Consider the following 14,022-nt stretch of genomic DNA (forward strand, 5'->3'; position numbering starts at 1 on the left):
AGATCTTGAAAAGAGTCGTAGTAACCGGGATTGGGATGATCAACGCTTTAGGGCTCGACAAAGATAGTTCATTTAAGGCTATCTGCGAAGGTAAAACCGGCGTAAAAAAGATAACATCTTTTGACGCGAGCGATTTTCCAGTTCAGATTGCTGCCGAGATAACGGACTTTGACCCGCTTAGCGTGATGGATGCTAAGGAGGTCAAAAAGGTCGACAGATTTATACAGCTTGGATTAAAAGCTGCTAAAGAGGCTATGGCTGACGCAAATTTCGGCGAATTTGATGCTGAAAATTTCGGCGTTAGCTCTGCTGCCGGCATAGGCGGTTTGCCTAATATCGAAAAAAACTCCAATATCTTGCTTGAAAAAGGCTCGAGACGTATTTCTCCATTTTTTATACCTTCTGCGCTAGTAAATATGCTAGGCGGCATAGTTTCGATAGAGCACGGCCTAAAAGGGCCCAATATCTCTAGCGTAACGGCATGTGCGGCATCTACTCACGCCATCATCGAAGCGGCTAAAACTATCATGGTCGGCGAAGCGCAAAAAATGCTAGTCGTAGGCTCCGAGTCTACGGTTTGCGGCGTAGGTATCGGCGGATTTGCGGCCATGAAGGCACTTTCTACTAGAAACGACGATCCGAAAACGGCATCAAGACCTTTCGATAAAGACAGAGACGGCTTTGTTATGGGCGAAGGTAGCGGTGCACTCGTGCTCGAAGAGTATGAAAGCGCTAGGGCTAGAGGGGCTAAAATTTATGCCGAGGTTGTTGGTTTTGGAGAGAGCGGCGATGCGTATCACATTACTTCGCCTTCGCTTGAGGGACCGCTTTCTGCGATGAAAAAAGCCTTGAAAATGGCTGGAAATTTACAGATCGACTACATTAATGCACACGGCACCTCGACACCGACCAATGATAAAAACGAAACTGCAGCATTAAAGGCTCTTTTTGGCGGCAATGTACCGCCGGTTAGCTCTACCAAGGGGCAAACTGGACACTGCCTTGGCGCGGCTGGCGCGATAGAGGCTGTCGTGTCTATAATGGCTATGCAAGAAGGCCTTATACCACCTACGATAAACTACGCAACCAAAGACGAGGAATGCGATCTAGACTATGTGCCAAACGTGGCTAGAAAAGCTAAGCTAAACGCCGTTATGAGCAACTCTTTTGGATTCGGCGGTACGAACGGCTCTATTATATTTAAGAAGATATAATGGCAAGTTATCTAGACTTTGAACAAGGTATTAAGCAAATAGATGATGACATCGCAAATGCGAGGATTCGCGGCGATGAACATGCGGTAGAAATTCTAAATAAAAATTTAGAAAAAGAGACCGCTAAAATTTACAAAAATCTTAACGAATTTCAGCGTCTTGCGTTGGCTCGTCACCCAGATCGCCCTTATGCTATCGACTATATCAAAGGTATGATGAGGGATTACTATGAGCTTCACGGCGATAGAGCGTATCGCGACGATGGAGCGATAGTTTGCTTTATCGGCTATATAGGCTCTAAAAAAGTCGTCGTGATAGGCGAGCAAAAGGGCAGAGGAACTAAAAATAAACTAAAAAGAAATTTCGGCATGCCTCATCCAGAGGGTTACCGCAAAGCCTTGCGAATAGCCAAGATGGCTGAGAAATTTGGACTTCCTATACTATTTTTGATCGATACTCCAGGCGCATATCCGGGCGTTGCAGCTGAGGAGCGTGGTCAAAGCGAGGCGATCGCTAGAAATTTATTTGAATTTGCAAATTTAAAAACTCCGATGATAGCCGTCGTTATAGGCGAGGGCGGAAGCGGCGGAGCACTAGCTATAGGCGTAGCCGACAAGCTAGCTATGATGCGAAATTCAGTTTTTTCGGTTATCTCGCCGGAGGGTTGTGCGGCTATACTTTGGAATGATCCGTCAAAACAAGAGCAGGCTACAAAGGCGCTAAAAATAACCGCTGACGATCTAAAAAGCTTAAATTTGATAGACGACGTTATAGAAGAGCCGATAAACGGCGCTCACAGAGATAAAGAAACTGCCGTAAAGGCGCTTGCAAGCTATTTTATAACTGAGCTAGATAAACTTGAAAAGCTAAAAGTGGATGAGCTTTTAAACGCCAGAATAGCTAAAATCTTATCTGCAGGCGCATTTGAAGAGGGTAAATAGCGCTAAAAAATAGTACTCTTACAAAAAGTTGCTTGAACTTTTTGTAAGTTGCTTATTTATTTTTGAATTATTCAAATTTATACGAGTCTTACACAAAATATCCGTAAAACCAAAAATAATCTTACTAAATTTAGTTAACGACTCTCTGGCGCCAAAATACCTGTTTTATAGTTTTATGTTATGTAGAAAAATTATAAAAATAGTATTTATAAAACGCATTTGGGTCAAAAGATGGTTTGAAAAATAAATTTGGCCACATAAATTTTAAATTTGCAAATTTAAAATCCGCCGTTCCGCCCGCCGCTTTTTGGTTTATTCTGAAATATCTTTACCGAAATATTTCAACGAAATCTCTTTTAGCTTGCCTTCGGCTCGTAGCTCGTTTAGGGCCTTGTTTATCGCTTCCAGTAGCTCGGCGTTGCCTTTATGTACGATCGCAGCAGTGTACATCGGATCCTCGCCTGCTTCTATCAGCTTTATTGGGGCTTTTGGGTGCTTGTTTGTAGTCGTAAAATATCACGGCGTCGTCTATCGTGTCGTCGGCGCGCTTGGTGATTATGAGATTTATCTGATCGCTTAGGCTATCGGCTACGACGAGTTTTGCGCTGTATTTTTCGACGGTTGGGATCCACATGCTATTTACCGAGTGCGTCGAGCGTTTGCCTTTTAGATCGGCGAAGCTCTTGATATCGTCGTTATCCTCGTGCACGATGATTGCCGAGTACGAGGTCATGTGCGGCACGGAGTAGTCGTACTTTTTCTTGCGCTCTTCGGTGATGCTTGCATGGTTAAACACGGTGTCCGCCTTGCCGGCGTCAAAAGCCGCTAGCATCGCGTCCCAAGAGGCTTCGATAAATTTAGGCTTTAGGCCTAGCTTGTCTGCGACCGCCCTTGCGATCTCTACGTCGTAGCCCATCAGCTCGTCTTTTTCGTTATGAAACGAAAACGGTGAATACACTCCCTCGGTGGCAATAGTGATCACGCCGTCCTTTTTGATCTGCTCAAGCGATTTTGCGCTCGCTAAATTTAAACAAACGGTAAGCGCCGCACCTAGTTTTAAAATCTGTTTAGCTTCATGCTAACTCCTTTTGTGAAATTTGAAAATATAACCTTAAAAATCGCGACCGCGATATAAATTTAAATTTGCCGCACCGATAAAAAGCCGACAAAACCCGCCCAACCCAAAGCCCTTAACCTTCGCAAAGCTTGCCGCATGCGTCGGCGCGGCACCTGCTGCAGTGAGTCATTTGACGAATAGAGCCGCCGATTAGCTTTCGCATGCTGCGAATTTCTTCGTTTGAGGGCGATTTGATATTCGCAAAAGGCGTATCATGCACGGGGATCATCGCCATACAGTTCATGATATCGGCCTGCCACTCCTTAGCTTTTTGCGCGATTTGCGGGACGTGATTCATATTTATGCCAGGGATTACGACCGTATTGATCTTAACGATCATACGGGCTTCTTTTAGTTTGCGGATTCCCTCCTCTTGGCGCTCCCCAAGAATTCTAGCACCCTCTTCGCCGTGATAAATTTTGTTTTTGTAGCGCACCCACGCATAAATTTTGCCGCCCACTTCGGGCGTTACGGCATTAACGGTCACCGTTACGTGGCTCACGCCGATTCGCACGATATCATCCACATGCTCGGGCAAAGATAGGCCGTTTGTGGATAGGCAAAGTAGGGCGTGAGGGAAGCGGGCTTTGCATTTTTTAAAAGTCGCTAGGGTTTTATCGGCATCGCACATGGGGTCTCCGGGTCCTGCGATACCGATGACTGAGATATCCTGTCTAAATTTAAATAGATTTTCCGCGTATAGCGCGGCCTCGTCCGGGCTTTGCACTCTCCCTGTTACGCCGGGGCGATTTTCGTTGGCGCAGTCGTAGATGCGGTTGCAAAAATTGCATTGGATATTGCAATTCGGCGCTACGGGAAGGTGCACGCGCCCGTAGGCGGCGGACGCTTTTTTGCTAAAGCACGGGTGGTTGTCGAAGGAGGGTTTGGCGAAAAAATTCATCAATCTTTTTTCCTTCCGAATTTGATGGCGTCCGCGTGGCAAACATCCATACAATCGCCGCAGTTCGTGCAGTTCATCTCGTCCGGCCTCGTGCCCATTTCGCATTTGCGCAAACAGGCGTTGCAGTTATCGCAGGCATCCGTTTTATAAACGCGAAATATTGAAATTTTACGCAGCAGCTCCATTATGCCGCCGCTAGGACAGGCGAAGCGGCACCATAAATTTGCGACGATCAAGGACGCGGCGATGAGGGCTACGACGACGGCAGTGCGAACCGCCCAGTACCAGTCGGAAAATTTAAAAGACATGATAACGGCGTTTAGGTACTCGTCGCTGGTGCGGATAGGGATCATAACGCGAGGGTTGCCGTAGATAAAATATACGCCCGCGCTAAGCAAAACGGCTAGAACCATGCCTATTTGCGCATATCGTAGCTTCCTGTTATTTTTTAGCTTGAGCTTAAAAGCGGCAAATTTGCCCAGCATTTGATTGACGAATCCGCCCGGGCAAAGCCAGCCACAAAAGGCGCGCCCGAGGAAAATAACCAGCACGGGGATAAATAGCCAAAAGCCGAAAAACACGGTCGCGATCCGCCCCCAGCAGGTGACGATCGGGCAGGATTGGCAGTTTACGAAAGGCACGATAAATGGGCATCTAAAAATCCCGTAATATGCCCATTGTCCGATCGCGCCGATAAAAATTAGCTGCACCAAGCGACGAATTTTAGTTAGCCTAGAGACTTTTTTCATCTTTGCCATATTTACGATACTAAACATCTTTTACACCAAACCTTTCTATGAGTTCAAGCCCGCGCGCCGAATGGATGGAGGTAAAGCCGTGTCGCTCGAAAATTTCCTGCCCCTCCACGGAGCAAACGAAGTCCGCGAAGTCGTCGGCCAGCTTCTCGTCCTTTACGTACTTCATGATATTTAGCGTAAAGGTAAGCGGCCCGGGCGGGATGAGTTTCTCGTCGATAGGCATATATTCGATCTTGTCTTTAAACCTATCGTGCGTCGTTAGGCGCTTTTCGATTATGGACGCATCACCCTTGCCCTCTACCAGATCACACATCATCTGGATGACACATGAGCCGTTGGCGACCATATTTTTCATAACGGGCCCCGTGAGACCTGAATTTTTCAAAATTCCCTTTACCGGTCCGCTACCCGGAGGCGATGCCCTTAGCGGCAGCATCGCCCGCACGCCGGGCTCTGCTAGATCCTTCAGATCGCGAATGCCCGCGGGATTGCCCTTTGGCACTACTAAAACGTAGTCGGTAAAACATAGCGGTCTAAAGCGGAGGCTAAGGCCAGCCTTACGCAGTTTTTGAGACAGCTCCAAAACGCGAGCGCCGAAAACCTCCGTCTTGCCTTGCAAGGCTAGCAGCGACTTTCCGAGCGCACCCGCAAAGGCGCCGGTGTACTGGATATTATGTCCCGTCCTTGACTCATAAATGGCGTTTAGCTCGTTAAATGCTTCGGACAGTCCTCCGTACGACCAAACCTGCAGCGAATCAGGCTTAAACGGCGTGAAGCCGGCGAGCATCGTTTCCGGTCCGGCGATGGCGGCTGCCGCTAAAGCTCCTTTTAAAAAGCCGCGACGAGATTCGTCTATCTCCTTAAATTTCATACAACCTCTCCTTTCTTTGGTTTGTTTTTAAATTTAGAAAATTCTTCATTTTAAAATTTCAAGCGACCAGCTTAAAGCAGTTCTATAAACGCCTCTAGGCGCGTGCGAATTTGTCCCACGTCCTGCTTGGAGTAGTCGGTCTCCAAACTCATATAGTTCGCTCCCGCTTCGCGGCTCGCCTCCTTTATTTTATTCGTCTCGATCGCGTAGGTGTGGCAGCCGCTTAGCACGACGTCGATGACGCCGTCTGCTTGATACTCGCGGATAAATTCCTTGATAATATCCGAGCGTGCGTCGTTTTGATACATCACCGAACAGGGGATTTTAAGGTAGCGCTCGGCGATATTTGTGACCAGATCGCCTTCATGTCTTGCCCGCCCACGCCCTCTACGGTGCAGTCTTGCTCAAACAAAAAGTGCGCCCCAAGTCCGTGGCATAAAATTTCGCTCATGCTAAGCCGCGCGTACTCTACGCTAACGCGTCCGTAGTCCGTAGCCGTCACGAAGCCCTCAGCGTAGCCTTTTTGCTCTAAATTTTGCTTGATCTGCCGCGCGACGCTAACCGCGCTAAAGCCGCTTGGCAGCAAAAACAGCTCGCAAAATTTGCCGCGCTCGTCCATAACGGCGGCCTTTGACGACGCCCCGCTGGTGTCGATACCGATAAAATGCATACTTTGATCCGTAGTAAATCTTTCCGACACGCAGAACTTTGTTAAATTTGAGCGCAAAATTTAGGCTCAGGTTTGTGTAAATTTGCAGAAACCGTAATGAAGATAAATTTATGCAAACGTAAATCGCGACCGCGATCTGCTTTGGTTGAAATTATAGCCAAAATCGGGCGTAAAAAGCGAGGGCAAATTAAAAAATATTATTTTGCGCGTCAAATTTGAGATTTTAGATACGGCGAATGATGACAAATTTGACGACGGAATTTTAACGTACGGCGTTAAATTTGAAGATGGGTTTTGAGTTAAGCGGCAAGCAAATTAGATGGTCGTGAGAGGCGAGAGCAGGCTGTCAAATTTGGTTGGCGCAGCATGTAAGTTTAGCCCGATCAAAAACGGGCTAAAACGCTAAAAACCTACCGACTAAAAAGAGCCAGCCTACCGATAAACCTCGCCGTCGATGATCGCCATAGTTTTGTTATCTTTACTGCGCGGCAGAGTGTAGAAAAAGCTGTGGCGAACGACCGTGCCGTCGTCGTATTTGAGCGTTAGCTCGCCTTGATCGAGCGTGTATGAGCCCTCGTCGCTACGTGATTTCGAGCTGCCCCCGCCTATACCCCCGCCGGCGGTACCCGAGGTTGCCGTAGCATACGACGATCCGCCCGAGCTAAAGCGCCCTTTGCCGTCAAAGCAGTAGTATCCGCTAACACCTACGCTTACAGTATCGCTGCCGCCCGACCAGCCGTACAGGGACGACGAGCTGTCCTTGCGAAATGAGAAGCACTCTTTTGGCATTTGGCTTGAAATTTGCGCCTGAAACATATAATACCCCGTGCCGATTGAGTTCCACAAAAAGGTGCAGTCGTCGTTCTCGCAGTAGTAGCTCGTGTCGTAGTCGTCGTTGCTAGTTATCGTTAGGATGCCGTCTTTGACCTTATACGTACCGTCGATGCGCGTGCGCCAGTCGGACTTTTCTAGGCGGCTAGCGTAGGTGCCGTCGTCGCGTAGGTAAAAGGAATAATCCTCGCTCGTGTTTAAAAGCATGTTAAATTTCGTACCGCCAAATACCCCCGAGCCTTTTTTACTCGCTCCGGCGCTACTATGTTTGACGCTAGAGTCCTTTGCGGGTTTTGCGGACTCGCCCGAATTTGAGCTTGATTTGCTTGCTTTTACTTGCGTGCTACTCGCGCTTTTTTTAAAGACAAACAAGACCTCTTGCCCGTCCGCGACTTGTTTGTATTCGAGCATGCCGTCTTTTAGCCAAAACTCGCCCAGCCCTTTAGCGCTAAGCGCGTATTTGCCGCCGCCTAAACTTTCGTAGCCGCTTTTGCCCGCGCTATTGTTGCACGAACCGTCTGGATTTGCGCCCACGATGCCTACCGTCGCTTCATCGCCGCTGATCTCAAAAAACGAGTCGCCGAAGCACTTTTGCCCCGCGACTTTAAAGCTCTGCCCCTGCGCCTTTAGCGAGACTAGCTCCCATCTGCCCTCGATCTCGCTTAAATTTGACCCGCCGGGGCTTGTTTGATTTAGAGCGCCGTCTACGATGCTGGCTAAATTTACCTCGTCTTTTTTAAAGGTAAATACGATCTCGCCGCTGTCCGTGCCTTGTTTGTACTCGAGCGAGCCGTTATTTAGCCGTAGCTCGCCGCCGCCAAGCGAGTATCTGCCGCCGCCTAGGCTTTTTAGAGCGAAGTTTTGTTCGGCTTTTTCGCATGAGCTGTCGCCCGCGCTACTTAGGCTTAGGCGCGCGCTATCGCCGCTAGCCTCGATAAAAGAGTCTTCGAGGCACTTTTGTCCGGCCGTTTTAAACGTCTGTCCCTGCGCCGTAACTGAGACGATGCTCCATCTGCCGTCCAGCTCGCTAGCGCTTAAATTTAACCCGAGGCAAAGCGCTGCGAGGATTGCAAAAAATTTAAATTTAGCCATATTTTTCCTTTCGTAAATTTTTAAGCCGTCTGCGGCGGTTTTGCCTTCGGCTTTTTGTTCTCAAATTTGCCCTGGTTTTACGCCGATGGGTTGCTATTCGTCCAGAAAATGTATCACGCCGTCGATGACCGCTCCGCCTGCCTTGCCTTCGCTAGTAGGCGGGATATAAAAAAAGCTATGTCGCTGCGTCCGCCCGTCGTCGTATCTGAGCGTGAGCTCGCCCGCATCTAGCGTATATGAGCCCGCGCTACTGCTAGATCTTGTTCCGCCGCCGCCCACATTGCTCATGGCGGCGGAGGAGTAGGCCCAACTGCCGTCCTTGAAGCGGCCTTTGCCGTCGAAGTCATAGTACCCGCTCGCGCCTCCGCCAACGATATCTGTGCCGCCCGAGGCGTTGTAAACGGACATGGAGCCAACGGCGGTGAATGAGTAGCTGCCCTTTGGCACCTCATTTAAGATTTGAGCGTTAAAGAGATGGTATCCGCCGTCGCTCCACAAAAACGTGCAATCCGCATCCTCGCAGCTATATGTGCTTTGCTCGCCGTCGTTGGCGGTTTGTACGATTTTTTTGCCGTCTTTTTTATATGTGCCGTCGATGCGCGTGCGCCAGTCGGGCTTTTCTAAACGGCTCGTGTAAGTGCCGTCGTCGCGCAGATAAAAGGATATGTCGGTATTGGTGTTTATGAAGAACCACTTGCCCGCAAACACGCCCGTGCCTTTTTTGGTGGCTTTTGCGTCGCTATGCTTGACGCTAGGGTCTTTTTGGGGCTCTAAATTTGAGCTTGATTTGGCTTGCGCCTGATTTGAGCTAGCCTGCGCTGCGCGGCTTTTTTTAAAGGTAAACACGACGCCGCCCGCGCTTTGTTCGTATTCGAGCGAGCCGTTTTTCAGCCTAAATTCGCCCGCATCGTTATCTAGCGCGTATCTGCCGCCGCCAAGGCTTTTGTAGCCGCTTTCTCCTGCGCCCGTCTTGCATGTGCCGTCCGGATTTGCCGCTACGATACTGACTATGGCTTTGCCGCCCGAGATCTGGAAAAACGAATCCTCAAAGCACTTTTGGCCTGCTGTTTTAAACGTCTGCCCTTGTGCTGCGACCGAGTCGATCTCCCATCTGCCCTCTAGCTCGTCCACGCCTAAATTTGAGCCGGCTGATGTTGCCAAAGCTTTGTTTGCGGCCGCGTCTTTTTTGAAAGAAAAAACGATAAATTTGCCGCCGTCTAAGGACTGTTTTACCTTTAGCGCGTCTTTATCTAACCAAAACTCGCCGATAGGACCCAGCGCGTATTTGTCCGCACCCATGTTTTTAAAGGCGTAGCTTGCCTCGCCGCTTTTGCACGCTCCGTCCTCGCCTACGGAGCTAAGGCCTAGCTTTGCCTCGCGGCCGCTAATCTCGAAAAACGAATCCTCAAAGCACTTTTGTCCCGCTGTTTGCACCTCCTGCCCGTCTATGTTTGCCGAGACGATGCTCCACCTGCCCTCCAGCTCGCCGGCGCTTAAATTTAACCCGAGGCAAAGCGCCGCGATGATCGCAAAAAGCTTGACTGTAAATTTGAGACCGTTCATATTTACCCTTTTTTTGAAAATTTGTAAATCAAAATTGATAGCCGATTTTAACACCGGGAAATAAATTTAAAGACGACCTAAATCAAGAAAAATTATGAAAAAACTAAAGCAAGTTGAGCTCTAGCTTAAAAATGCGTCTATAAATCACGCTACTTAGCTCACCGCCGCCAAGAAAATCCAAATGATCTTGCCGTATTGCTTCGTTCATGGCGAAAAAGCAGGATTAGTAACACGTTCTTAAAAATGCTGTAAAATGTATATTTATAGTTTTTATTGCACTAAAAACGTATCCAAATTTAAACTATAGACACATGAAATTGGCATTTGTTTGCGGTCAAATTTGAGCCTAGACAAGGCGTCGCGAGTGCTGAGTAAATTTTACGACGGCTTCTAAATCGGCAGATAAATTTTAGAAATTAAGGAGTAAATTTAAAGAGGAATTTGAGCCCGAAGTCGGGCTCAAATTTTAGTGTAGGTCAGACCAGACTTTGCGTTTCCAAAGCCATCCAAATATACCGAAAATCAAGAAGTAGATCATCGCATTTATGCCTAGGCTTTCGCGCTCGGCTTTTTTGGCGTCGCCCGCTTTTGCCATATAGGCTACGACTTTGTCCTCGCTGGCTTTATTTAGCCCTACGCGAGGCATCGAGGTGCCCGGTAGCATTTTTTGCGTGTCGTTTATAAATTTATGTAGATAATCATCGCCTTTTGAGCGGATCATCATCGACAAATCAGGAGGGTTTGAGCCCATATAGGCGGCCAAATTTACGCGGTTAGTTAGAACGTATTTGTTTTCGTATTTCATATCGTGGCATCTCTGACACGCATCGAGAAATACCTTCTCGTCGCTGATTTCTTTAGGCGCGATAGACTTTAGATATGCGATCATATCAGCTATCTCGGCGTTTGGATCCTCTCCGCCGGCTCCGAAAAAGGCAGGCATCGGATATGGGGTTTCGTCGTTAAATTTATGCGTTAGTTTTAGCGCCTTGGTCGGATCTTTGATAAGGGCGGCCAAGAAATGCTCGTCGTATATCGCCCCAGCGCTACTAAGATCAGGCGGCACTACACCGTACGCTTCGCTAAGTTCAGCAGCACTCATAGCTGTAGGCATACCCGCAGCCTCAACTCCGTGACAGCCTGCGCAGCCAGCATTTGCAAAGGTTTCTGCGCCTTTAGTCGCGTCGCCTTTGGCTAAATTTATAGCCTTTATATCGTTCCAAAACGCAGTGTAGTCTTCGAGAGATTTTTGTGCCTCTTCGAGATCTTTTTGTGCTCCGGCGACTTTTTTCTCGTCATTTAGAGCTTTTGTCGCATCGAGGGCTTTTTGTCTAGCTTCCACTACGGATTTGGCTTGATTTATATCCTCGGTGCCAAAGTCGTAATCGGCCGCACCGACGTGCGGATGCATGACGTTATGCGCGTAAGGCTCGATACCCCAGTATGTTACGCCGGTTAAAATAACTACGATTATGAAAATTTTTAACTCTCTCATTTTACCACTCCTTTTTTCTCAAGAGTCGTTATGATAGGTAAAACGACAAAAAGCAGAACGAAAAACGTAATGGTCGAGTAAAATCCTATCCATGAGTTTGAAATACCAAGCGTCACGCCGTCGGCAGGTAGCTTACCGAAGATCGTAAGCACGATCATATCGACCACTAGCAGCCAGAACCATACGAAAAAGCCCTTTCTCTCGTGAGCCGGAGCTACGACGTCGCTTCTATCGTAAAGCGGCATGAAAAATAGAGCTACGCCCGCGATCGCAAACGCGATAAGGCCGATGTTGTAAGCTTTAAAGCCGAAAATGTCGAAGAAAAATCCGCGTAAAATCTCATACTGCCACAAGAAATACCACTCAGGATAGATGTGCGGAGGGGTTTTTAGGGCGTTGCCCGGCTCGAAATTTATCGGATCCATCGCAAAGTTGAAATGGAAACAGACTAAATAGAAAAAGAAAATCATAAAAAAGCCGATGTACATAAAGTCTTTTGCCAAAAATCCCGGCCAAAACGGAATAACTTTAGCATTTTTCTTATCGCCGCTTAGATATTTTTCAGCCTCGATATCAAAGTCTATCTCTTCGCCCGTTTCGTTATTTACGTGCGGGACGCGAAGGGTATAAAAGTGTATTGCGACGACTGCGATCAGCACGATCGGTAGCAAGCATACGTGAAGCATGAAAAATCTCGTCAAAGTCGGATCGCTAACGGCGTAGTCGCCTCTGATCCACTCGACTACCGCGTCCCCGATAACCGGGATGCCGCCGAACAAATTCGTGATAACCATCGCCGCCCAGTAGCTCATCTGACCCCAAGGTAGCATATATCCGCTAAAAGCCTCGGCTGAAAACAGGATGAAGAGCAACATACCGCTCACCCAAATCATCTCGCGACCTTTTTTATAAGAGCCGTAGTAGATCGCCGTAAAGGTGTGTATGTAGATGATCAAAAACACGACCGAAGCCGCAACTGCATGTATGTGGCGCCATAGCCAGCCGTACTCGACCTCTTTCATTATGGTCAAATTTACGCTGTCAAAGGCTAAATTTATGTCCGGTTTGTAGTACATAACTAGCATAAATCCGGTAAAAATAAGCAAAGCAAAAAGCGTCGTTAGTATAACGCCCATTGCCCAGAGGAAATTTATATTTTTCGGTATCCAGTATTCGCTGACGAGTACTTTTATTAGCTTGTTTAAGGCGATCCTCTGATCTAGCCAGTCTAAAACGCCCGTTGATTTTCTGATGTGCATTTTCCCCTCCTTACGCTTGAGCCGCTAGTTTTTCGTATTCGGGGCTAGTTTCGCCCAGAACGAGTTTTGTGCCGTCTATCTTAAACGGCGGTATGTCTAGCGGTCGAGGAGGAGGGCCGAAGGTATTTACGCCGTCTGCGTCAAATTCGCCTCCGTGACAGGCGCAAACGAAAACTTGTTTGCCGGGTTTCCACTCGGGAATACAGCCAAGATGCGTACAAAGCCCGATCGCGACCATATATCTAGCGCCCTCTACTACGATATCGCGCTTGTCGTTAGGTGCCATCGAAGCATCCTTTTTTAGAACGAATATCGGCTTTTTACGCCACTCGATTTGGCGCATCTCGCCCTCTTTCATTGGGCTAAGATCTACAGTCGTAAATCCGGCCGCCTTTACGCTAGGAAGCGGGTCCCAGGTCTTTTTAACGGCTACGAGAGTCGCTGCGCCGCCGACTGCGGCTACCGCGCCAAACGCTAGACCGATAAAATCTCGTCTTTCTTGTTTTACGGACATTACTTTCCTTTCAACGATTTTTTAAGAATAATTGAGATTATACTCTTATGAAAATTAAACTTTCATTTTTTCGGCAAATAGTTTAAATGTTTAAATTATTTTTAAATAATCATTTACTATCTCGTATTTTTAAGGCTTTCGGAGGTAAAATTTGAATGTAAATTTGGTTTAGTCAGTTAAATTTGACGGCCTATAAACAGACGTAAATTTAAATTATATTTTAGTTTGCGCGTTTTACCAGCACCGCAAAATTTGACGCCGAGCGATTTTAAATTTACGCCGTCAAATTTGACGTTTTTAGCGGGAAAATGTTTGGTAAAATTTGATTTAAAGGAGAATTTATGCGTATCGCTTCGATAGATCACATCGTTTTAACGGTTGCTGATTTGCAACGGACTCTTGATTTTTACGTGCGCGTGCTGGGTATGCGCGAGGTTGATTTCGCAAACGGACGCAAGGATTTGGCATTTGGCTCGCAAAAGATAAATTTGCACGTAAAAGGCGAGGAGATTTTGCCAAACGCTCTAAACGCAAACGTTGGAACGGTCGATATTTGCTTGCTTACCGATACGCCGCTTGAGCTAGTTTTAGAGGAACTAGAGGCTGCGGGCGTCGAGGTGGAGCAGGGTATACTTCCGCGAACCGGCGCGCTTGGAGCGATAAGCTCAATCTATGTGCGCGACCCGGACGGAAATTTGATAGAGATTAGCAGATACGATTAAATTTGACGGATTTGGAAATTTAACGCCAAAGAAGTGAAGCGTTAAATTTAAGCTCAAATTTAACACCCATCCTT

The 14,022-nt window shown here is 47.6% G+C and carries 13 protein-coding genes and 1 pseudogene; 3 read left to right on the forward strand and 11 right to left on the reverse strand.

Going from position 1 to position 14,022, the window contains the following annotated elements; genetic code table 11:
- The first annotated feature begins 5 nt into the window (after positions 1-5).
- Both EE116_RS03995 and accA read left to right on the forward strand, forming a co-directional pair.
- Positions 6-1,214 (forward strand): beta-ketoacyl-ACP synthase II, encoded by a 1,209-nt coding sequence (locus tag EE116_RS03995; RefSeq protein WP_122873335.1) that lies wholly within the window; start codon positions 6-8, stop codon positions 1,212-1,214.
- Complete coding sequence (accA, locus tag EE116_RS04000; RefSeq protein ID WP_122873336.1) at positions 1,214-2,155, forward strand: acetyl-CoA carboxylase carboxyl transferase subunit alpha; 942 nt, start codon at positions 1,214-1,216, stop codon at positions 2,153-2,155. Before EE116_RS03995 ends, accA begins: the two co-directional genes overlap by 1 nt.
- 312 nt (positions 2,156-2,467) lie before the next feature.
- On the opposite strand, the pseudogene EE116_RS04005 reads toward accA, so the two are convergent.
- The 11 genes and pseudogenes from EE116_RS04005 to petA form a co-directional block, all read right to left on the reverse strand.
- Positions 2,468-3,218, reverse strand: a pseudogene (locus tag EE116_RS04005) (transporter substrate-binding domain-containing protein).
- A gap of 127 nt (positions 3,219-3,345) precedes the next feature.
- Complete coding sequence (locus tag EE116_RS04010; RefSeq protein ID WP_122873337.1) at positions 3,346-4,173, reverse strand: radical SAM protein; 828 nt, start codon at positions 4,171-4,173, stop codon at positions 3,346-3,348.
- Positions 4,173-4,949: a 4Fe-4S binding protein gene (locus EE116_RS04015; RefSeq protein ID WP_122873338.1), complete on the reverse strand. Its 777-nt coding sequence runs from the start codon at positions 4,947-4,949 to the stop codon at positions 4,173-4,175. The genes EE116_RS04010 and EE116_RS04015 overlap by 1 nt, the downstream gene beginning before the upstream one ends.
- Positions 4,942-5,802 carry a substrate-binding domain-containing protein gene (locus EE116_RS04020; protein ID WP_122873339.1) on the reverse strand — a complete coding sequence of 287 codons (861 nt, stop codon included), beginning with the start codon at positions 5,800-5,802 and terminating at the stop codon, positions 4,942-4,944. Before EE116_RS04020 ends, EE116_RS04015 begins: the two co-directional genes overlap by 8 nt.
- Positions 5,803-5,873: 71 nt before the next feature.
- The gene (locus EE116_RS04025) at positions 5,874-6,110 is read right to left on the reverse strand and encodes a 2-hydroxyacyl-CoA dehydratase family protein (protein WP_241091625.1); all 237 of its coding nucleotides are present in this window, start codon (positions 6,108-6,110) and stop codon (positions 5,874-5,876) included.
- Positions 6,110-6,472: a BadF/BadG/BcrA/BcrD ATPase family protein gene (locus tag EE116_RS04030; RefSeq protein WP_122873340.1), complete on the reverse strand. Its 363-nt coding sequence runs from the start codon at positions 6,470-6,472 to the stop codon at positions 6,110-6,112. The genes EE116_RS04025 and EE116_RS04030 overlap by 1 nt, the downstream gene beginning before the upstream one ends.
- Before the next feature lie 432 nt (positions 6,473-6,904).
- A complete protein-coding gene (locus EE116_RS04035) occupies positions 6,905-8,395 on the reverse strand; it encodes a hypothetical protein (protein WP_122873341.1) in 1,491 nt (496 codons plus the stop codon).
- 93 nt (positions 8,396-8,488) lie between these two features.
- Positions 8,489-9,958: a hypothetical protein gene (locus EE116_RS04040; RefSeq protein ID WP_122873342.1), complete on the reverse strand. Its 1,470-nt coding sequence runs from the start codon at positions 9,956-9,958 to the stop codon at positions 8,489-8,491.
- Between the two features lie 466 nt (positions 9,959-10,424).
- Positions 10,425-11,453, reverse strand: a complete 1,029-nt coding sequence (locus EE116_RS04045; RefSeq protein ID WP_122873343.1) for a c-type cytochrome — start codon at positions 11,451-11,453, stop codon at positions 10,425-10,427.
- Positions 11,450-12,712 (reverse strand): cytochrome b, encoded by a 1,263-nt coding sequence (locus EE116_RS04050; protein WP_122873344.1) that lies wholly within the window; start codon positions 12,710-12,712, stop codon positions 11,450-11,452. The genes EE116_RS04045 and EE116_RS04050 overlap by 4 nt, the downstream gene beginning before the upstream one ends.
- A 10-nt stretch (positions 12,713-12,722) precedes the next feature.
- Entirely contained in the window at positions 12,723-13,226 is a 504-nt protein-coding gene (petA, locus tag EE116_RS04055) for a ubiquinol-cytochrome c reductase iron-sulfur subunit (RefSeq protein WP_122873345.1), read from the reverse strand.
- A gap of 341 nt (positions 13,227-13,567) precedes the next feature.
- Here petA and EE116_RS04060 point away from each other — a divergent pair, with 341 nt between their 5' ends.
- Positions 13,568-13,948, forward strand: a complete 381-nt coding sequence (locus tag EE116_RS04060) for a VOC family protein (protein ID WP_122873346.1) — start codon at positions 13,568-13,570, stop codon at positions 13,946-13,948.
- Positions 13,949-14,022: the final 74 nt, after the last annotated feature.

It is taken from the genome of Campylobacter showae, from assembly GCF_900573985.1.
Taxonomy (GTDB): domain Bacteria; phylum Campylobacterota; class Campylobacteria; order Campylobacterales; family Campylobacteraceae; genus Campylobacter_A; species Campylobacter_A showae_E.

Bases quoted from the DNA above. Each gene is read 5' to 3' on its own strand.
- EE116_RS04035 (WP_122873341.1), bottom strand. From the start codon at position 8,395: ATGGCTAAATTTAAATTTTTTGCAATCCTCGCAGCGCTTTGCCTCGGG.
- EE116_RS04015 (WP_122873338.1), bottom strand. From the start codon at position 4,949: ATGTTTAGTATCGTAAATATGGCAAAGATGAAAAAAGTCTCTAGGCTA.
- EE116_RS04020 (WP_122873339.1), bottom strand. From the start codon at position 5,802: ATGAAATTTAAGGAGATAGACGAATCTCGTCGCGGCTTTTTAAAAGGA.
- EE116_RS04050 (WP_122873344.1), bottom strand. From the start codon at position 12,712: ATGCACATCAGAAAATCAACGGGCGTTTTAGACTGGCTAGATCAGAGG.
- EE116_RS04040 (WP_122873342.1), bottom strand. From the start codon at position 9,958: ATGAACGGTCTCAAATTTACAGTCAAGCTTTTTGCGATCATCGCGGCG.
- accA (WP_122873336.1), top strand. From the start codon at position 1,214: ATGGCAAGTTATCTAGACTTTGAACAAGGTATTAAGCAAATAGATGAT.
- EE116_RS04045 (WP_122873343.1), bottom strand. From the start codon at position 11,453: ATGAGAGAGTTAAAAATTTTCATAATCGTAGTTATTTTAACCGGCGTA.
- EE116_RS04025 (WP_241091625.1), bottom strand. From the start codon at position 6,110: ATGTATCAAAACGACGCACGCTCGGATATTATCAAGGAATTTATCCGC.
- EE116_RS04030 (WP_122873340.1), bottom strand. From the start codon at position 6,472: ATGCATTTTATCGGTATCGACACCAGCGGGGCGTCGTCAAAGGCCGCC.
- EE116_RS04010 (WP_122873337.1), bottom strand. From the start codon at position 4,173: ATGAATTTTTTCGCCAAACCCTCCTTCGACAACCACCCGTGCTTTAGC.
- petA (WP_122873345.1), bottom strand. From the start codon at position 13,226: ATGTCCGTAAAACAAGAAAGACGAGATTTTATCGGTCTAGCGTTTGGC.
- EE116_RS04060 (WP_122873346.1), top strand. From the start codon at position 13,568: ATGCGTATCGCTTCGATAGATCACATCGTTTTAACGGTTGCTGATTTG.